Below are 19,958 nucleotides of genomic sequence, written 5' to 3'. Positions count from 1 at the left end.
CAGAGTTACTCCGCGGAGCTGAGCACCAGCTCCCCGTCGTCGTCCGCGTCCTCGTAGCGTCCTTCCCATTCCTCGTATTCGGGGACGTCCTCGTCCCGCGTGACGATCCACGCCAACGAGTAACCGTCTTCGTCGTCGGGAACGAGCACATTCTCGATCTTCAGTCCGAATCCGAGCACCTCGGCCGCGCGGATCACGTCCGGCAGATCCTCGGCGCGGACGACCGTCTGATTGGCATACACGGTTACCATGCGCGGAATGGTAGCTGGAACCTCTGACACGGCGCGGGCCGATCCCGAAACACCGGGAAGAGAGGTCGGCTGTACGTCGTGTGGGCACGACAAAAGCCGCCGTGGTCATCGGGGCCACGGCGGCTGCGTCTCAGCGGGGGTCGGTACGGCGCGCGGTACCGGGTGAATCAGAGCTTGTTGAAGACCAGCGCCAGGGCCGACTTCTTGTTGGCGGCCTGGTTGGTGTGGATGACGCCCTTCGAGGCGGCCTTGTCCAGCTTGCGGCTGGCGAACTGCAGCCGGTCGGCGGCCTGGTCCTTGTCGCCGGCGGCCGCGGCCTCGCGGAAGCTTCGGATGGCGGTGCGCAGCGCGGACTTGACCGACTGGTTGCGCTTGCGCGCCGCCTCGTTGGTGCGGATCCGCTTCATCTGGGACTTGATGTTGGCCACGCCTGTTTCCTCGTGTTCCTGTCTGGTGGTCTGTCCTGGGAAAAGTTCACCGAGCGCGCGAAACACCCGAAGTGAACGGGTAACGCTGCGCCGAAGATCGAGACTACCAGCCGCCGTCTGGCACACGAAATCGACACCGCCCCGGCCCCGCCGGACTGTCGCCCTCACGCAGAGACATACCGCGAAGATCGCTGTGAGAGACATGCGGGTCGCGTAGCGTGCTAGAAGACAGGCGCGGTCCGCGCTGCACAACCCTGCGGCCCCGCACGCGACACCTGATTTCGCAAGAACCGCGACACCTGATTTCGCAAGAACCGCGACACCTGATTTCGCAAGAACATGGGTAACTCACCGGGAACGCCCGAAACTTAAGCGGCACCCAACGCAGGACCTGAACGCGGATCCCGCGGCACTTACTAGTACGGCCTGAATACTCGGAGAGGCGGTACAGCACATGTCTCCAACGGCGCAGGAAGTTGTCGAAGAGGCTGTCGAGAACGAACCGATTCCCAACAGCAAGAAATGGGGCGCCGAGGCGCTCGGCACCTTCGTCCTGGTGATCGGCGGTGTCGGCACGGCGGTGCTGGCGCAGGAGAAGGTCGGTCCGCTGGGAGTCGCGCTGGCTTTCGGTCTGACCCTGATGTTCCTCGTCTACTCGATCGGGCCGATCTCGGGTTGTCACGTCAATCCGGCGGTCACGCTCGGACAGTTGCTGCTGGGCCGGATCGGCGCGGTCACCGCAGGCGGATACGTGATCGCGCAGCTGATCGGCGGCTTCCTGGCCGGTCTCGTGTTGTTCGCGCTGGCCAAGAATCTGCCGTCGTACGACCGATCGATCGATGGCCTGGCCGCGAACGGGTGGGGCAAGCACAGTCCGGCGGCGGCGCGGGGGCCGCTCGGCGAGGTGGTCGTGCAGAACGGTTACGGGATGGCGGCCATGATCATCGTCGAGGTGATGCTGACGGCGCTGCTGGTATTCGTGGTGCTGTCCTCGACCGACCAGATCTCCGACGTGCCGCTTGCCGGCCTGTCCATCGGTGTGACGCTGGCGGTGATCCACCTCGTGTCGATTCCGGTGGACAACACCTCGGTCAACCCGGCCCGCAGCCTCGCCGTGGCGCCCTATCAGGACGGCGCGATGGGACAGGTCTGGGCGTTCGTGGTGTTCCCGCTGGTCGGCGGCGCTCTCGGCGCCCTGCTGTACGGCCTGCTGTTCGGCCGGTCGCGCGACATGATCTCCTGACCACCGCTGCTGTCGGGCCGAGCCTCGTACAGTGCGGTTCAGGGAGGTAGGCGATGACGATCGTGCAGCACGACCATGACATCCCGGTGTCAGAATTCGAGAACATCGCCCGCGCAGTCGAGCGCGAGTCCGACAGTGTTCGACTCGAGTACATCGGCGGACGAATGGGGTTCAAATTCATACCGGACGGCGATCACAGTCGCATCCTGAACTGGCTTCTGATGATCTTCGTGCCGTTCAGCCCTCAGCTGTTCTTGCATGTCACGGGCCAGGGGCTGAAAGTGGATCCGTACCGGCAGGGCAGGGCCCGTCCTGATGGTGTCCTCGCACCGTTGGACGCCTTCGTCGGGTATGGCGAGTGGGCGCCAGCCGACAAGGTATCGATGATGGTGGAGGTGACTTCGCGCGACTCCGACACCAATCAACGCGACCGGGTCGAGAAGCCGACGGCGTATGCGCGTACCGCAATCCCGATCTATCTGCTGATCGACCGGGAGAGCGCGGAGATCGTTGTACACAGTGAGCCGACCCCGGGCAGTGGCCGGTACCGGCGAGTCCGCCGGTTCGCCTTCGGTCATCCCGTGCCGCTGCCCGCGCCAATCGATATCACGCTCGACACTGTTTCGCTGCAGGATTGGGTCGACTGATACCGGTCACCGGATTCCCTTCAGCTCCAGTTGTATTCGGCGACAAGCCGATGGGCGACCAGGTCGAAGGTCTTGCGCTCCAGGATCGCTCCCTCGCGGCGGATGCCCGCCTCCGGCACGTCGAGCACCCGGTCGAGCCGGACCCAGCTGGGCCGTCCGTCGTGGTCCCAGGACCCGCTGCCGATGCCGACCCAGTCTCGGTCGAACGCGCGTTCCGGATTCGACGACAGCATCAGGCCGAGCAGTGTGCGACGGTCGCGGCCCACCACGAGCACCGGCCGGTCCTTGCCGTTGCTCGGGTCCTCCTCGAACGGCACCCAGGTCCAGACGATCTCGCCGGGATCGGCGCGCCCGTCCAATTGCGGTGAGTACACGATCTGCCGGGCTCGCTCGGCCGTAGGAACCGGCGTCGACGCAGCGGGCCGCACCGAGACGCCGCCGGTCGAGCGCCGCTGAGCCAGAGTCCCCACCAGGCGGTCGACCAGCCCGGGGCCCTGCTGCTTGACGATTTTGGGACCCTGTTCCTTCGCGAGAAGACCGATCTGCTTGCCGAGGGAGTTCCAACTTCGGGCCATCTCTGGAGGATAACGGCGCACCCCCGCGTTCTCACCTGCGCCGAATCCGTTGTGTCGCCTGGATCATCCCCGATCCGGGGCGCCGCACGATCCCCGGCGATCGTCGGCGAACTCGAGGCAGACGCTGAGATCCCCCAGGCAAGCCCTGAGATTCCCAGCCCCGTCGGGTGCGAGTCTTACGAGCGCCGTTCGCGGCCCGTCTCGCGTTCGAGTGGGCGAAGCGCATGCGACGTAGTCGCGAGTCTCGCCTGCTCGGACGCGAGACTTCCCGGGGCCGCGAACACGCAGCGCCGTAGGCGCTGGAAATCAGACACAGCGTGCGAGTCTTACGAGCGCCGTTCGCGGCCCGTCTCGCGTTCGAGTGGGCGAAGCGCATGCGACGTAGTCGCGAGTCTCGCCTGCTCGGACGCGAGACTTCCCGGGGCCGCGAACACCCAGCGCCGTAGGCGCTGGAAATCAGACACAGCACCACCGGCGAAAGCTTCGCACTGCACATGGGACGATGGACGGCAGTCTGCCGATACCCATGAGGAGTGGAGTGCCCGCCAGCTTCGCCGACACGACGTTCACCGATCCCGCCCGGATCCGGAACTTTTGCATCATCGCGCACATCGACCACGGCAAGTCGACCCTGGCCGACCGGATGCTGCAACTGACCGGTGTGGTCGAGGAGCGGCAGATGCGTGCCCAGTATCTGGACCGGATGGATATCGAGCGCGAACGCGGCATCACGATCAAGGCCCAGAACGTGCGGCTGCCCTGGACGCCGCGGACCGGCGAGCAGGCGGGCACCGATTTCGTGCTGCATCTCATCGATACGCCCGGTCACGTGGACTTCACCTACGAGGTATCGCGGGCGCTGGAGGCGTGTGAGGGCGCGATCCTGCTGGTCGACGCCGCGCAGGGCATCGAGGCGCAGACGCTGGCCAACCTGTACCTGGCGCTGGACAAGGATCTGACCGTCATTCCGGTGCTGAACAAGATCGACCTGCCCGCCGCGGATCCGGAGCGCTACGCCGCCGAGCTGGCCCACATCGTCGGCTGCGAGCCGTCGGACGTGCTGCGTGTCTCCGGCAAGACCGGCGAGGGCGTGGCCGATCTGCTCGACCAGGTGATCGCCCAGGTGCCGCCGCCGGTCGGCGACGCCGACGCGCCCGCCCGCGCGATGATCTTCGACTCGGTCTACGACACCTACCGCGGTGTGGTCACCTATGTCCGCGTGGTGGACGGCAAGCTGACCCCGCGCCAGAAGATCAAGATGATGTCCACCGGCGCCACGCACGAGCTGCTGGAGATCGGCATCGTCTCGCCGGAGCCCAAGCCGACGCAGGGTCTCGGCGTCGGCGAGGTCGGCTACCTGATCACGGGCGTGAAGGACGTGCGCCAGTCCAAGGTCGGCGACACCGTGACCGGCGCGCGTGGCGGCGCGAGCGAACCGCTCACGGGATACCGCGAACCGCGTCCGATGGTCTATTCCGGCCTGTACCCGGTGGACGGCTCCGACTATCCCGACCTCCGCGACGCCTTGGAGAAGCTGCAGCTCAACGACGCAGCGCTCACCTACGACCCGGAGACCTCCGTGGCGCTGGGGTTCGGCTTCCGCTGCGGCTTCCTCGGCCTGCTGCACATGGAGATCACTCGCGAGCGCCTGCAGCGCGAGTTCGACCTGGACCTGATCTCGACCGCGCCGAACGTGGTGTACCGGGTGGAGATGGAGGATGGCGCCGAGCACGTCGTCACCAATCCCTCGTACTGGCCGGAAGGCAAGGTGCGCAAGGTCTACGAGCCGGTCGTGAAGTGCACGATCATCTCGCCGAGCGAGTTCATCGGTTCGATCATGGAGTTGTGCCAGTCCCGCCGCGGCGAACTCGGCGGCATGGACTACCTCTCCGAGACCCGCGTCGAGCTGCGCTACACCATGCCGATGGCGGAGATCATCTTCGACTTCTTCGACTCGCTGAAATCGCGCACCCGCGGCTACGCCAGCCTCGACTACGAGGAGGCGGGCGAGCAGGAGTCGCAGCTGGTGAAGGTGGACATCCTGCTGCAGGGCGAGGCGGTGGACGCGTTCAGCGCGATCGTGCACAAGGACGCCGCTCAGGCCTACGGCCACAAGATGACCACCAAGCTGCGCGAGCTGATCCCGCGCCAGCAGTTCGAGGTGCCGATCCAGGCCGCGATCGGCTCGAAGATCATCGCGCGCGAGAACATCCGGGCCATCCGCAAGGACGTGCTCGCGAAGTGCTACGGCGGTGATATCAGCCGCAAGCGCAAGCTGCTGGAGAAGCAGAAGGAAGGCAAGAAGCGGATGAAGACGATCGGCCGCGTCGACGTCCCGCAGGAAGCCTTCGTTGCCGCGCTGTCCTCCGACGCCGCCTCGGACAAGCCGAAGGACAAGAAGTAGGCGCAGGCCCGGCCGGGGCGGTCACGGGCAGGGCGTGCTGGGGTGGAGTTCGGTCGTGCCGGAATGCAACTCGTCCGGCCGTCCGGCCGAGTCCGGGCAACTCTCCGGAATGCATCGGTTCGGCGTTTATTCCCTCGGGCGCTCATCGCCGCTGTGACCGTGACGTTTTCGATCACGCCTGGCAGCGGTGCTTATCGGAGACGACGTCCGGTACGGAAAGGCCACGGAAATAGGGCTTTCGATCCGGTAATTCGGATGGCAGGGTTGTGTTGCTCGCCACAGTCGTATTCTCTACAGTCCTGAAGAATGTGACAGACGAGTATTCCCGAAATACTGTTGGGTGATCTTCACTTGGTCGGACCGGCGTGGTGAGGATGCTGGACAACCGAGAGTGGAGCCTTTATGACGCGTGATCTGCCCTTCGACGACGACACCGAAGCGGCTGAGCGCGCGGGCGACACCGCCTACCGCGTGGCCACCGGCGTCGCGCGGGTCGCTCGGGCGGGCGCCTACGTCACCGGTGGCGCGCTCGTGGCCGCCAATGGTGGTGGCGTACCCGCACAGCCCGGCGAATCCCGGCTCGACAGCTGGAACACCGGCTGGGCACACACCACCGATCCCGACCCCGACCAGCCGAGTCCGGTGATCACCTTCCCCGATCCGGTGGAGCTGGAGCCGTTGCCGCCGCACGCGTCGAATGTTCCGGTCGCGCACGGCAACCCGGCTCCGGGTTTCTCGCTCCCTGGTACCGGCGCCGGACCCGCCGAGCTTCAACTGCCCACGCTCGGCGGCGAGTACGGCGGCACCGACGCGGGGCTGCCGCTACCGAGCCTGCCGGACGGCGACCAAGGTGCGAATGGCATGCAGCTGCCGAGTCTGTCCGACAGCGACGCGGGTCCGAACCCCATGCAACTGCCCGGATACTCCGGCGGCGGTGTCCCCGGACTCGGCGGCATCCCCGGCGCGGACGGCGGTTTCCCGGGCGGCCTGGCCCTTCCTGGGGCTCAGGGCAACGTGTCCAACGGACTCTCGCTGCCCGGTATCCGGTCCGAGTCGTCCCGCGAACTCGACGAGCCCGGCGGGCAGGGTTTCGGCCTGCCCGGCCACGGACTCGGTCAAGCCGGGCACGGTTTCGGCCTGCCCGGCGCGAACGGTTTCGTCGCACCCGGCTCCACCGTGTTCGATCTGCCCGGCAACAGCGCGGTCGCGGCGACGCCCACGGCGGACGATCCGTTCGACGGTATCGGCGCGGGCGGCGACCAGCTCGGCGCATTCGTCGGCACGCAGTGGTCGGTCGACTTCGGGCTCGGTCCGAACGGCATCTACTTCACCTCGGAGATGAAGGTCGACGCCGCGGCAGGCCGGGTCGGCGACCAGCTCGACGAGTACACCGACTGGCTGGCCGACGGCATCCACCTTCCGGACGGCACCGACCGCGCCGTCACCGAGACACAGCAGCCGGGGCAGGGCAATACCGGCTTGCTCGGTGGGCTGGGCACGGCGACACCCGGCACGTCCGCGGCGCAGTCCTCGGCGGCAGCCGGCGCCGCGCAATCTCCGGCCGCATCGGGCGTCGCGCAGCCGCTGGCCGCCTCGGCGCCGATCGGCGCCGCCCCGGTCGCCTCGGTCGCTCCTGCTTCCGCGGTCGCTCCTGCTTCCGCGGTCGCACCGGCCGCTTCGGTGGCTCCCGCGGCTCCGATGCCCGCGCCCGCGCCCGCGGCGGTCGCCGCCGCTCCGGTCGTCGCGGCCACCCCACTGCAGACCACGATCCAGCCCGATGTCGCCTCGACGCCGATCGCGAATGTGCTTGCCGCCCCGGAGGGGCCATCGGTCCTCACGGCACCGGCCGCATCGGTGCCCGCGCTGTTCGACGCGGTGCGGCCGACGCCGGTGGTGAAGCCGGCTCCGGTGACCGATCCGCAGCCGTCGCACCCCACGCAATCGCCCGCCACGGTCACCAACCCGACGACGATCATCAAAACCACGCCGACGCCGAGCGTTCCCGGCGACGTGACCGTCCCGTCCGTGCCGAAGACGCCGGGCCACGACGTGACCAAGCTCCCGGGTGTCACCACGGCGCCGCACGGCGGCATCACCACCGGCCCGGACGTGACGAGCACCAAGATCCCCGGCGTGACCGTCACCCAACCGCCGACGCACGGTTCTCCGTCCACGCCGGACGACGACATCACGACACCGGGCGGCCATACCGGCCGTCCCAGCACGGGGGGTACGTCGCACAGCACCCCGCCGACCTACGACCTGCCGAGCGATGACGTGCCCACCGTGAGTCGCCCGTCCCAGCCGACGTACACCGCGCCCGACCAGCCGACCTACAGCGCACCCGCTCACGCGCCCACCATCGAGCCGCACACGCCGGTCCCCACCTACGTCGCCCCCGCGCCCACCCAGGCCCCGGTACCGGTCAAACCGCAGGTGATCGACCCCAAGCCACAGGGGATCTCGGCGCCCCTGGCGGTCGAGCACCCGATAGCCGACCACACCACACTTCTGGCCTCCGGAGGCAGCCTCTCCGGCACACTGCTGCCGGACTCGGCCATAGCCGAACAGCATTATTCCGCGTCTGGTGTGTCGGACATCTCGCTGTTATAGCAGGGCTGCAAGGGGATCGGACGACTGCGGAGCATTCGCAGGGGGTACAAGGATCTAGAGTCACCGAGAGTAAGGAGGAGGGTTGTCTGCCGCTGCCGGGCTGACGGCCGCAACGGTGAAACATCCGGATGCGATGGCCCCGCTCATCCGAATACTCGACGAGCTGCGGGAGACGGCCCGATCCGCGGGACGTGACGATCTCGGTAGCCGGCTGAACATGGTCCGCGCCAGGGTGAGCGATCCCCGGCTGCGGCTCGTGGTCGTCGGTCCTCCGAAGAACGGGATGAGCACGCTGGTCAACAGCCTGGTCGGTGCCTCGGTCAGCGCGACGAACAGCGATCTGAGCGTCCCGGTGATCGTCGAGTACGGTCCGGAGCCGACCGCGACGCTGGTGCGCCAGACCGAATACGGTCACACCGAACGCCAGTCGGTCGACCCCCTCGATCCGGGTCCTTCCCTGGCTACTCAGGGCGTCGTCCGTGCCGAGTTCACCCAGCCGAGCCAGTTGCTCGCCGACGGCGTCGTGATCATGGACGCCCCGGGTGCGCTGGGCGACAACCGCACCACTTGGTCGATGATCGCCGCGGCCGACGCTGTGCTCTACGTCGGCAACGCGGGCGCCGAGCTGACCACGGAGCAGATCGCCGAATTGCAGCGCATTCAGCAGATCTGCCCGACGGTGGTCTGCGTGCTGAACAAGATCGACGTCTTTCCGCACTGGTCGCACACCCAGCAGCGCTATCGGGAACTGCTCGACGCGGCGGGGCTCGGTTTCGCCGTGGCGCCGGTGTCCGCCGAGTTGCATCGACAGGCCGGGACGACAGGCGACTACCAGCGCGATATCGAATCGGGTGTGCCGCAACTGATCGATCATCTGCGCGACTACGTAATCACCCGCGCCGACGCGGTGGCGCTGGAAGCCGCGGTCGGGGACATCCGCCTGGTCTGCGACCACCTCGCGCTGACGCTGCGTACCGAGGCCGAGACGCTGCGCGATCCGCACCGCAGGGCCGAGATCACCGACCAGCTCGTCCGCGCCCGCGACGAGGCCGAGCAGTTGCGGCAGCGCACCGCGAACTGGCAGGTCACCCTGGTCGACGGCGGCACGGAGCTGATGGCCGACATCGAGCACGATCTGCGCCACCGGCTGCGCAGCCTGATCCGCGACGCCGAGGCCGAGATCGCCCGGACCGATCCGGCCCGCCGATGGAAGGATTTCGGCGCCGACCTGGACGCGCGAATCTGCGAGGCCGTCGAAGAGAATTTCGCCGTAGCGCACTACCGCTCGGTGGAGTTGTGCGAGCAGGTGGCCGCCAAGTTCCCGGCCGACAACCGCGCCGCGCCGATGGCCGACCTGCGGTTGGCCAATCCGGGGGAAGTGCTCGAAGCGGTGCAGCCTCTGGAACCGCTGGACAGCGCGAAAGCCGGTGTGACCCAGCAGTTCCTGACCGGCCTGCGCGGCTCCTACGGCGGCATCCTGATGGTCGGTCTGGCCACCAGCTTGCTCGGTATGTCGCTGGTGAACTGGTACTCGGCGGGCGCGGGCGTCCTGCTCGGCGTGAACGCACTGTGGGACGACCGCAAGAACCGCAAGCTGCGTCGCCGCGCCGAGGCCAAGGTCGCGGTCGCCCGCCTGATGGACGACGTGATCTTCCAGGTCGGCAAGGAATCGCGAAACCGCTTGCGCGCCATGCAGCGTGTGCTGCGTGACCACTTCACCGAGATCGCGGCCGATGTCTCGCGCAGCGCGGAGGAGACGCTGCGGGTGGCGGAGGAGAGCTACGGAAAGTACGGCGACCGCAGGCAGGAGCGGGTCGCCGAACTCGAGGCGCGGCTCGACAAGCTGCGTGGGCTGCGCGAAGAGGCTGCTGCCCGCCTCTCCGCGTATTCAGGCCGTACTAGTTGAGTGGCGTAGATTCGCGTTCAGGTCCTGCGTTGGGTGCCGCTCGGGTTTTGGGCGTTCCCGGTGAGTTACCCATGTTTTTGCGAAATCGGTCGTTGCGTGCGAAAGAGCGGTAGTTATGCGTAGGACATCGTGAATCGGACCGGATGATGGCTGTGCGGTGTCGGATGGGGCGACCTCGTGGTGCTGGACCGGGGGACCGGGCGGTGTCGGATGAGGCGTTCCCGTGGTGCTGGACCGGGGGACCGGGCGGTGTCGGACGAGGCGATCTCGTGGTGCTAGACCGGGTGACCGGGCGGTGTGTGTGCGGGCTGGAACTGGCCCGCGTGCCGGGAGTCCTCGGCTCGGATCACGTGGGTGACGGCGTTGATCAGGGCGAGGTGGGTGAATGCCTGCGGGTAGTTGCCCAGGTGACGGCCGCTGCGCGGATCGATCTCCTCGGCATACAGCCGTAGCGGGCTGGCGAAGCCGAGCAGCCGCTCGCACAGATGCCTGCCGCGCTGGATTTCGCCGATCTCGACCAGGGCGGACACCAGCCAGAACGAACAGATGGTGAACGTTCCTTCCGCGCCGGTCAATCCGTCATCGGTGGTCTCGGTGCGATACCGCAGTACCAGGCCGTTCTCGGTGAGCCGGTCGGCGATGGCCAGCACGGTGGCGCGTACCCGGTGATCCTCCGGCGGCAGGAACCGGGTGAGCACCACCAGCAGCAGCGAGGCGTCCAGCGTGTCGCCGCCGTAGACCTGGGTGAACACACCTTCGGAGTTCACCCCGTTGGCCAGGACGTCGGCCTTGATCTCCTCGGCGATGGAGTACCACTCTTCGGCGTGCTCGACCTGACCGTGCAGCTCGGCGAGTTTCGCGCCGCGGTCGAGTGCCACCCAGCACATCACCTTGGACGAGGTGAAATGCTGCGGCTCGCCGCGCACCTCCCAGATGCCGCGGTCGGGTTCCTTCCAGTGCGCGATGGCCGCGTGCACCTGGCGGACCAGCAGCGGCCACAACGTCTCGGGCACCTGCTGGCGTGACTTCACATGCAGGTACACCGCATCCAGCATGGTGCCCCAGATATCGTGCTGGTCCTGGTTGTAGGCGTTGTTGCCGATCCGCACCGGCCGGGAGTTCTCGTATCCGCTCAGATGGTCGAGGACGGATTCGGTGAGCTCCCGCTGGCCGCCGATGCCATAGAGCACCTGCAACGGAACGGGTTCGCCGTTCTCGCCTTTGGTCGCGTCGTTGAGGAAGGCGAAGAAGTCGTCGGCCTCGCGGTCGAGACCGAGTGTGTACAGACCCCACAGCGCGAAACTGGCATCGCGCACCCAGGTGTAGCGGTAGTCCCAATTGCGCTCGCCGCCAGGGGTTTCCGGTAGCGACGTGGTCGGCGCCGCCATCAACGCTCCGGTCGGCGCGTAGGTGAGGCCCTTGAGTGTGAGCGCACTGCGCTGCAAGTAGTTGCGCCATGGATGGTCCGGGAACTTGCCCAGAGTGATCCACTGCCGCCAGCATTCGGTGGTCTGCCACATTTTGTTGGCGGCCTCTTCGAAGGTACGCGGCGCGGGCAGCTCCGACCAGGTGAGCGCGACGAAGACCTCGTCGCCCTCCCGCATCCTGGTGCGGGCGCGGGCCTCCCTGCCCTCCAGGCCGAGCCGCAGATCCGTGGTGAGCACCAGGGTCGGGCCCGCACTCGGATCGTCGCTGCGGACCGCGGTCGCCTCCTCGTACACCTTGCCGGTGTACTCCCAGCGCGCCGTGGCCCGGTGGTAGTCGAACGCGGGCTCGCAGCTCATCTCCAGCTCGACAGTGCCGTTCACGCACTTCACCGTGCGCAGCAGCAGGTGCTCGGCATCCCAGTCCATCGGTGTGCGCCGGTGCGTCTTGCTGCGCTGGTCGAGATTGTGCCACCGGCCGAGCACCAGCGCGTCGCGCACGATCAGCCAGCCGGTGCCGGTCTGCCAGGTGGTCTCCAGGATCATCCCGCCGGGCAGGTAGCGGCGGGCGGCGGGCACGTTGACGCCGTAGGGCCCGATCCGGAAGTGGCCCGCGCTGCGATCGAGGATCGCGCCGAAGATGCTCGGCGCGTCCGGCCGTGGCACGCACATCCACTCCACCGCGCCGTTGCTGGCGACCAGGCAGTTGGTCTCGCAGTCGGACAGGAACGCGTAGTCATCGATCGGCGGGTGGGAGCCGTGGCGGTGCGGCTCGGGAAGGTTCGACGGCATGCCATCGGCATGGTTGGCGATGAGGTCAGCTGCGGACGCCATACCCCATCTTGGGGCCGATGCATGCCTGTCGTCCACCGCTCGGTCGCCGCCGCGGGTCCCGGTCCTACGGAGCCCTGCGGCGAACCGACTAGGCTGGAGCCGTGCATCGCATCGCAGGATGGTGGGACGGCTTCGAGCTGTGGGTGGCGGGACTGCCGTTCATTCCGCAGTTCCTCGTGGTCCTCATGGGCATGGTTCCGATCAGCTTCGCCATCGCCTACGGGCTCGACCGCGTCCTGCGTGCCGTGCTGCGCATGCTCGATCGCCGGTACGCGGCCGATGTCGTCCCGGCACGGTCCGCGCCGGTCGCCGCCGCGGCGATGCCCGAATCCGAGCAGGTGTCCGCGGACGACCGCAGGCCCGTGCAGAGCGGAGCGCGCTGATGCCTCGTTCGCGGGTCCAGCTCGCGCTGATCGCCCTGCTCGTGCTCGTCATCGTCGCCTGGTTGATCACCCGTTGAGCGCGGCGGCCCTAGAGTGACCGCAAGATAACCAGAACCCCGCGGTCGGCGCGATGCTCTCCGCGTGGACGCCGATGCAGGTAACCGGGGGTACGGGCGCGATCAAGACCCCTGATCATGGGATGAAACCCCGCTCTTCCTGGGGTCTTCGATTCGAACTCCGCCGTGCGCTCTGTTAGAGTCTGCCCGTGTCTTCGAGCGCAGTCCCGCAGGTCCGCCATGAATTGGTGTTGATTGCTGTCGGCGACCTCGCGGTCGCGGACGTCTACTGTCGTTGATCGGCGACCAGGCACGTCCGCGTCTCGTTTCCCAGTAGACTGGCGCGCTTCCTGCTGACGTGCTCGCCTCCCGGCCCGTCGCGGCTGATTGTCGCGCCACTGCCGTCTTACTTCGTCGGCAGGTCTACTGATCATCACCATTGTCGCCGCCACCGACGTATTACCGGGCGCCTGGCGGTCCGCACGAAAGGTCCATCCCGATGGCTCGCAAATCTTGGCTCTTGCCGCGCCGACGCTACAGCGCCGTTGCTCTTGCCGCACTGGCGGCGGTCGCGCTGACGGCGTGCGGCGGCGGAGCCAGCGACACGGTCGGGGGAGGCAACGCCGACGGCAGCGCAGGCACCCTGAACCTCTACGGCTACGCCGTGCCGAAGCCCGGATTCGACAAGGTGATCCCCGAGTTCAACAAGACCGAGCAGGGCAAGGGCGTCCAGATCCAGCAGTCCTACGGCGCCTCCGGCGACCAGTCCCGCAAGGTGAAGGACGGAGCCGAAGCGGACATTGTTAACTTCTCGGTCGAGCCCGACATCACCCGGCTGGTCGACGCCGGTCTGGTGGACGAGAGCTGGAATGCCGACGCCACCAAGGGAATCCCGTTCGGTTCGGTGGTCGCGATCGTGGTGCGCAAGGGTAACCCGAAGGGCATCAAGGACTGGGACGACCTGCTCAAGCCGGGCATCGAGGTGGTCACCCCGAACCCGTTCAGCTCCGGTTCGGCCAAGTGGAACCTGCTGGCACCGTACGCGGCCAAGAGTGACGGCGGCAAGAACCCGCAGGCGGGCCTGGACTACCTGAGCCGGCTGATCTCCTCCGAGCACGTGAAGGTGCAGCCGAAGTCCGGCCGCGAGGCGACCGAGACCTTCCTCCAAGGCACCGGTGACGTGCTGCTGAGCTACGAGAACGAGGCGATCTTCGCCGAGCGCAACGGCGATCCGATCGAACACATCGTCCCGCCGGCCACCTTCAAGATCGAGAACCCGGTCGCGGTGCTGAAGAACAGCAAGAACCAGGAGAAGGCCGTCGCCTTCCGCGACTTCCTGTTCACCGCCGAGGGCCAGAAGGCATGGGCCGCCGCCGGTTTCCGTCCGGTCGACCCGAAGGTCGCCGCCGACTACGCCAAGGACTTCCCGGCCCCGCAGAAGTTGTGGACGATCGCCGATCTCGGCGGCTGGAAGACCGTGGACAAGGAGCTGTTCGCCGCGAACACCGGCTCCGTCGCGGTGATCTACGACAAGGCGACCAAGTAGTCGGGTGACCCACGTTACACGGGATACTGGACGATTGTGATCGACCGCAATAGCGCCGGGACCGCGCAGGTAGACGGTCCCGGCAGCTCCGACGCCGCGCGCCGGACCGGGCGCTGGAACTGGTCGTGGCTGCGCGTGACCGGCTCGGTGGGCCCGCTCGGCATCGCCACCGCAGTGCTGTGGCTCAGCATCATCGTGCTCCTTCCGCTGGCAGCGCTCACCGTGACCAGCTTCGAGGACGGCTGGTCCGGCTTCGTCGATGCCGTCACCGCCCCCGCCGCGCTGGACTCGCTGCGCATCACCGTGCTCGTCTCGGTGGTGGTGGCGCTGATCAACGTGGTGATGGGCACGCTCATCGCCTGGGTGCTGGTGCGCGACGAGTTCCCCGGCAAGGGCGTGGTCAACGCGCTGATCGATCTACCGTTCGCGCTGCCGACGATCGTGGCCAGCATCGTGCTGCTTTCGCTGTACGGGCCGCAGAGTCCGATCGACATCCATCTCAACGCCACCCAGCCGGGCTTGGTGGTGGCGCTGGCGTTCGTCACGCTGCCGTTCGTGGTGCGCTCGGTGCAGCCGGTGCTGATCGAGGCCGACCGCGAGGTCGAGCAGGCCGCGCTCTCACTGGGTGCGAACAACTGGACCACGTTCCGCAGCATCGTGCTCCCCGCGCTGGCGCCCGCGATCATCAGCGGCGGCGGCCTCGCCTTCGCGCGTGCGATCGGTGAATACGGGTCGGTGGTGCTGATCGGTGGCGCGATCCCGCGCGAGACCGAGATGGCCTCCCAGTACATCCAGAAGCAGATCGAGATCGACCGCCCGGTGAACGCGGCCGCGGTGTCCGTCGCACTGCTGGCCATCTCGTTCGCGACGCTGCTCGTGCTGCGGCTGCTCGCCGAACGCACCGCCCGCAAGGAACAGGCGACCCGATGAGACACAATCGCGCAGCGCTCGTCGGGTCGCCGGGGTGCGGAAACTCCCGCAGGATGGAGCCGACCCGATGAAACTGTCTCCGTTGACCCGCATTTCGTTGCGGACGGTGGCGCTCGGCTACCTGTTCGTGCTGCTGTTGTTGCCGCTGATCATCATCCTGTGGCGCACCTTCGAACGGGGTGCAGGCGCTTTCGTCGACTCGATCACCACACCGGCCGCGATCTCGGCGTTCCAGCTGTCTCTGGTGATCGTGGCGATCACCGTTCCGGTGAACGTCGTCTTCGGCATCGTGACGGCGCTCGCGCTGGTCCGCGGGAAATTCCCGGGCCGCAACCTGGTTCAGGGCATCGTGGACCTGCCGTTCGCGGTCTCGCCCGTGGTGGTCGGCGTCTCGCTGATCCTGCTCTGGGGCGCGGGCGGCTGGTTCGGCGGGCTGGAAGAGCTGGGCCTCGAGGTGATCTTCAACCTGCCCGGTATGGTGATCGCCACCATTTTCGTCACGCTGCCGTTCGTGGTGCGTGAGGTCGAGCCGGTGCTGCACGAGATCGGCGACGACCAGGAACAGGCCGCGGCCACGCTCGGCGCCTCCCGGTGGCAGACGTTCTGGCGGATCACGCTGCCCGCGATCCGGTGGGGCCTGACCTACGGTGTGGTGCTCACCGTAGCCCGCGCGCTCGGCGAGTTCGGCGCGGTGATCATGGTGTCCTCCGCGCTGCCCGGCCAGTCGCTGACGCTGACGCTGCTCGTGCACGGCCGGTACATCAACGACCACAACACCTTCGGCGCCTACTCCGCCGCGACCTTGCTGATGGGCATCGCGCTCGTCACCCTTCTGCTGATGACCCTCCTCGAACGTAAGCGGGGCGCAAAGTGATCACCGTGACCAACGCGAACAAGAACTACGGTTCATTCGCGGCCCTCGACGACGTCACCATCGACATCCCCTCCGGCGAGCTGACCGCGCTGCTGGGACCCTCGGGTTCGGGCAAGTCGACGCTGCTGCGCTCGATCGCCGGGCTGGAGTCGCTGGACTCCGGCGTGGTCAGCATCGCGGGACGCGACGTCACCCGGGTGCCGCCGCAGAAGCGCGACATCGGCTTCGTGTTCCAGCACTATGCGGCGTTCAAACACATGACCGTCCGCGACAACGTCGCGTTCGGCCTGAAGATCCGCAAGCGCCCGAAGAACGAGATCAGCAAGCGCGTCGACCAGCTGTTGGGCATCGTGGGACTGGACGGCTTCCAGCACCGGTACCCGGCGCAGCTCTCGGGCGGCCAGCGCCAGCGCATGGCGCTGGCTCGCGCGCTCGCCGTCGATCCGCAGGTGCTGCTGCTGGACGAGCCGTTCGGCGCCTTGGACGCCAAGGTTCGCGCGGACTTGCGTAAGTGGTTGCGCCGCCTGCACGAGGAGGTCCATGTGACCACCGTGCTGGTCACCCACGATCAGGAGGAGGCGCTGGACGTCGCCGATCGGATCGCGGTGATGAACAAGGGCCGCATCGAGCAGATCGGCACCCCTGAGGACGTGTACGACCGGCCCGCCAATGAGTTCGTCATGTCGTTCCTCGGTGCGGTGGCCCGGCTCAACGGACATTTGGTGCGTCCACACGACATTCGCGTTGGCCGCGACCCCAGCATGGCGCACGCCGAGCACGAGGGCACCGCGGAATCGGCGGGCGTCACCAGGGCGACGGTCGACCGGGTGGTCCATCTCGGCTTCGAGGTGCGCGTGGAACTGCGCAACGCCGCGACCGGAGATCTGTTCGCCGCGCAGGTCACCCGTGGTGACGCGGAGGCGCTGCGGCTTTCGGACGGTGAGACGGTCTATGTCCGGGCCACCCGCATTCCGGAACTGCCTGCGCAGTAGCCGGTTTCGGGTGCACTCGTCCGTTCCGCACGTTGTGAGCTGGAAAGTTGCTGTGCTTCCATGACGATCGGCGCCGGCTGTCTCGCGCCGATTCGCGGCGTGATTGCCAGCCCGTGCCGACAGCGCGGCGGCGGCACGGCGACGCCGACGATGCCTGCGGTGAGCAGGCCGAATGAGCGGTCCGGCCGACCGCTGCCCGAGCGATGCCTTCCTCGGATCCGCTAATCGGCCGCACTCAGGATTTCGGATTGGTCGAGGAAAGTCTATGCACGTCCGAGGGGATCGATCTGGACGAACCGGCACGAGGCTCGCATCCTGGCAAACCATAACCGGGCATGTGTCGATCTCCGCGTGTCGCAAGGAAATCCGACTGGACGGAATGTCTGCCCCGGTGTGCCCAGGTGAGCGCGTCGACGATCGCTCGAGCGTCGCAGCCTAGGACAGGCGGCTTGCGGACAATCGGTTGTCCGGCCTTGGCATGAAGATCGCGGAGTGGTTGCCTGGGGGGCGTTCGAAGCAAATCGGCACGGCGATCGGGTGGATTGCGATGGCGGTTGGTCTCGGGTTGAGCATCGGTACGGTGAATACGGTTTCCGTTCTCGTGGAGGAGGGTTCGGCCAAGGCTCCGCCGGGGCGCCGCAAAACGCAGCGCCCGCAGATCATCACGCGCCGGACCACGCTGGCCTTCGACAGCACCGGCGTGGCCAAGCTCGGCATGCTGCCGAGGCACGGCCGCGCGGTGACCGAGTTCGCCGACCTCACGCAGCGTTCGAGCACGTGGGCCCGGGTCGGCAACCGCGCGCTCGCTCCCGCGGACCTCGTCGCCACGGTGGCGAAGTGCCTGATCGGCGAGGTGCTGGAGGATCATCCGGCCGGCGGCGGCATCGGTATCGCGATGGCCTATCCGGCCCGCTACGCCGACGAGCAGGTCGACGAGCTACGCGCGGCACTGGCCGGTGTCGAACTCGGACAGGTCGCCTTGGTCGCCGAGCCGGTCGCGGCGACGGCCTGGCTGGAAGCCGATCGCGGTCCGCTGATGCCCGGACTCGCGCTGGTCTACGATCTCGGCGGCGCGGGGCTCGATGTCACCCTGGTCCGGGTGGGGGCGGGGTGTCCGCGCAATCCGATCGTCGGCGTGTCGTTGCGCTCCACCGACTTCGGCGGACGCGCGTTCGGCACATCGGTCGCCGAACAGGCCGGACACGCTCTGCCCTCATCCTCGGTCGCGCAATCGGTCACCGATGCGGCGGTCGACGAACTGCGTGCCCGTCATGTCCGGGAATCCGTGCAGCTCGTCTACCGCTGCCTGCGGGTCGCGGACCTCACCATGGCCGATGTCGACTGCGTCCTCGTGGTCGGCGGTGCGGCGCGCCCCGCCCAGGTCGCCGAGGTTCTCGCGGAGGAATTGGCCAGGCCGGTGATTTCGGCGCCGGATCCCGAGCGGACCATCGCCGACGGCGCCGCGATCCTCGGTCGCAGGGCGGCGGCCGCGGCGGAGGCGGCGGCTGAGAAGCGACGCATCAGGCGCCGCCGCGCCCGTCGTCGCGCCGCTACCCGCGCCCTGATGCTGTCCCGCCGGACCCGGCGCCGGTTGACCAAGGCGGTCGTCGTCGCAGGGGTGTGGACGACCGGGCTCGCGACGTCTCTGTTGGCGGCAGGGGACGGAGCGCTTATGAGCTGAGTCGCAGATCGGGGCGGCGGTATAGGACGGGCCGTCCGGTGGTGCGCGTGATGAGGGCGCGCATCGCCGGACGGCCCGAGCAACTGCTGGGTTGACGTAACTCTACATTGGTGTAACTATGAGACACAGTAAATGGTCGCATCGAGGAGAGGCAGTGACGACGATGTCGACAGCCGTGACGCCCGCAGTGGATCCCGATCTGGAGAAGGCGCAGGAGTACGCCGCGAAGCTGCTGCTGCTCTCCGAAGGATCGGTCGACAAGCACTTCGACCCGTTCGAGGACATCGACTGGGACAACCCCGACTTCGCCGCCGACGCCGGAGAAGAGCGCTGGATCCTGCCCGTATCCGCCGACACGGTGGCCCGTCACCCCTGGTACCAGGCGCTGTCGACCGAACAGAAGATCGCGGTCGGCAAGTACCGGCAGGCGAACATCGCCAAGGTCGGCCTGCAGTTCGAGTCGATCCTGATCAGCGGCATGGTCATCCACAACTTCGGCCTGCCGAACGGTTCGCCGGAGTTCCGGTACTGCTCCCACGAGATGATCGAGGAGCACAACCACACCCTGATGTTCCAGGAGATGGTCAACCGGATCGGGCTGGACGTGCCCGGCATGGGGCCGCTGGTCAGCACGTTCAAGTATCTCGCCGCGCCGGTGGCGGCGTGGTTCCCGAACCTGTTCTTCATGGCCGTGCTGGCCGGTGAAGAGCCGATCGACCACATCCAGAAGCAGATCCTGCGCTCGGATGAAGAGGTGCACCCGATCATGCGCGGCGTGATGGCCATTCACGTCGCGGAAGAGGCGCGGCACATTTCCTTTGCGCACGAGTTCCTGAAAAACCATGTGCCGCAGGCGAACCCGAGGCAGAAGTTCATTCTGTCGCTGGCCATGCCGATCGTCATGTGGATCCTCGGCCGCGCCATCGTGACTCCGCCGCGGGCGTTCTTCGCCGAGTTCGACATTCCCGGGCAGGTTCGCAAGGAGCTGTTCTACGGGTCCAAGGAGGCCAAGCAGGTCTTCAGCGACTACTTCTGTGACGTGCGTGCCCTGGCCAAGGACATCGGGCTGATGACCCCGGTCGCCAAGGCCGTCTGGAAGGCGCTCGGCATCGACGGTCACACCACTCGGTACCGGTCGGAGCCGCTGCGCGCCGCAAGCAAGGTCGCCTGA

Annotated in this window: 17 protein-coding genes; 13 read left to right on the top strand and 4 right to left on the bottom strand. The window is 67.4% G+C overall.

Annotation, left to right across the window (positions count from 1 at the left end; all coding sequences use genetic code 11):
* Positions 1–5: 5 nt before the first annotated feature.
* Complete coding sequence (locus OHA40_RS07825) at positions 6–251, bottom strand: hypothetical protein (RefSeq protein ID WP_330232400.1); 246 nt, start codon at positions 249–251, stop codon at positions 6–8.
* A 167-nt stretch (positions 252–418) separates the two neighbouring features.
* Positions 419–679 (bottom strand): 30S ribosomal protein S20, encoded by a 261-nt coding sequence (gene rpsT, locus OHA40_RS07820; RefSeq protein WP_330232399.1) that lies wholly within the window; start codon positions 677–679, stop codon positions 419–421.
* A gap of 454 nt (positions 680–1,133) precedes the next feature.
* Here rpsT and OHA40_RS07815 point away from each other — a divergent pair, with 454 nt between their 5' ends.
* Positions 1,134–1,922 (top strand): aquaporin, encoded by a 789-nt coding sequence (locus tag OHA40_RS07815; RefSeq protein ID WP_330232398.1) that lies wholly within the window; start codon positions 1,134–1,136, stop codon positions 1,920–1,922.
* A gap of 53 nt (positions 1,923–1,975) precedes the next feature.
* A complete protein-coding gene (locus OHA40_RS07810; protein ID WP_330232397.1) occupies positions 1,976–2,569 on the top strand; it encodes a Uma2 family endonuclease in 594 nt (197 codons plus the stop codon).
* Between the two features lie 20 nt (positions 2,570–2,589).
* On the opposite strand, the gene OHA40_RS07805 is transcribed toward OHA40_RS07810, so the two are convergent.
* Entirely contained in the window at positions 2,590–3,144 is a 555-nt protein-coding gene (locus tag OHA40_RS07805; protein ID WP_330232396.1) for a type II toxin-antitoxin system PemK/MazF family toxin, read from the bottom strand.
* Between the two features lie 502 nt (positions 3,145–3,646).
* Here OHA40_RS07805 and lepA point away from each other — a divergent pair.
* The 3 genes from lepA (at position 3,647) to OHA40_RS07790 (ending at position 10,067) form a co-directional block, all read left to right on the top strand.
* Positions 3,647–5,548 (top strand): translation elongation factor 4, encoded by a 1,902-nt coding sequence (lepA, locus tag OHA40_RS07800; protein WP_442943946.1) that lies wholly within the window; start codon positions 3,647–3,649, stop codon positions 5,546–5,548.
* 402 nt (positions 5,549–5,950) lie between these two features.
* A complete protein-coding gene (locus OHA40_RS07795) occupies positions 5,951–8,161 on the top strand; it encodes a hypothetical protein (protein WP_330232394.1) in 2,211 nt (736 codons plus the stop codon).
* 82 nt (positions 8,162–8,243) lie between these two features.
* Positions 8,244–10,067 (top strand): dynamin family protein, encoded by a 1,824-nt coding sequence (locus OHA40_RS07790; protein ID WP_330232393.1) that lies wholly within the window; start codon positions 8,244–8,246, stop codon positions 10,065–10,067.
* A gap of 275 nt (positions 10,068–10,342) precedes the next feature.
* On the opposite strand, the gene OHA40_RS07785 is transcribed toward OHA40_RS07790, so the two are convergent.
* Complete coding sequence (locus OHA40_RS07785; RefSeq protein ID WP_442943945.1) at positions 10,343–12,325, bottom strand: glycoside hydrolase family 15 protein; 1,983 nt, start codon at positions 12,323–12,325, stop codon at positions 10,343–10,345.
* Between the two features lie 101 nt (positions 12,326–12,426).
* Between OHA40_RS07785 and OHA40_RS07780 the strand changes: the two genes are divergently transcribed.
* From OHA40_RS07780 to OHA40_RS07750, 8 genes are all read left to right on the top strand, one after another.
* Entirely contained in the window at positions 12,427–12,708 is a 282-nt protein-coding gene (locus OHA40_RS07780) for a hypothetical protein (RefSeq protein WP_330232392.1), read from the top strand.
* A 265-nt stretch (positions 12,709–12,973) separates the two neighbouring features.
* On the top strand, positions 12,974–13,063 hold the full coding sequence (locus tag OHA40_RS34690; RefSeq protein WP_442943944.1) for an Ms4533A family Cys-rich leader peptide: 90 nt from the start codon (positions 12,974–12,976) through the stop codon (positions 13,061–13,063).
* Between the two features lie 200 nt (positions 13,064–13,263).
* Positions 13,264–14,310: a sulfate ABC transporter substrate-binding protein gene (locus OHA40_RS07775; RefSeq protein WP_330232391.1), complete on the top strand. Its 1,047-nt coding sequence runs from the start codon at positions 13,264–13,266 to the stop codon at positions 14,308–14,310.
* A gap of 129 nt (positions 14,311–14,439) precedes the next feature.
* On the top strand, positions 14,440–15,240 hold the full coding sequence (gene cysT / locus OHA40_RS07770; protein ID WP_330234084.1) for a sulfate ABC transporter permease subunit CysT: 801 nt from the start codon (positions 14,440–14,442) through the stop codon (positions 15,238–15,240).
* 67 nt (positions 15,241–15,307) lie between these two features.
* A complete protein-coding gene (gene cysW / locus OHA40_RS07765; RefSeq protein WP_330232390.1) occupies positions 15,308–16,114 on the top strand; it encodes a sulfate ABC transporter permease subunit CysW in 807 nt (268 codons plus the stop codon).
* The gene (locus tag OHA40_RS07760; protein WP_330232389.1) at positions 16,111–17,106 is read left to right on the top strand and encodes a sulfate/molybdate ABC transporter ATP-binding protein; all 996 of its coding nucleotides are present in this window, start codon (positions 16,111–16,113) and stop codon (positions 17,104–17,106) included. The genes cysW and OHA40_RS07760 overlap by 4 nt, the downstream gene beginning before the upstream one ends.
* Positions 17,107–17,686: 580 nt before the next feature.
* A complete protein-coding gene (locus OHA40_RS07755) occupies positions 17,687–18,787 on the top strand; it encodes an Hsp70 family protein (RefSeq protein WP_330232388.1) in 1,101 nt (366 codons plus the stop codon).
* A gap of 163 nt (positions 18,788–18,950) precedes the next feature.
* Positions 18,951–19,958, top strand: coding sequence for an AurF N-oxygenase family protein (locus OHA40_RS07750; protein ID WP_330234083.1), 1,008 nt, complete (start codon positions 18,951–18,953; stop codon positions 19,956–19,958).

It is taken from the genome of Nocardia sp. NBC_00508, from assembly GCF_036346875.1.
Taxonomy (GTDB): Bacteria; Actinomycetota; Actinomycetes; order Mycobacteriales; family Mycobacteriaceae; genus Nocardia.
This window is presented reverse-complemented; position numbering and strand designations above follow the sequence as displayed.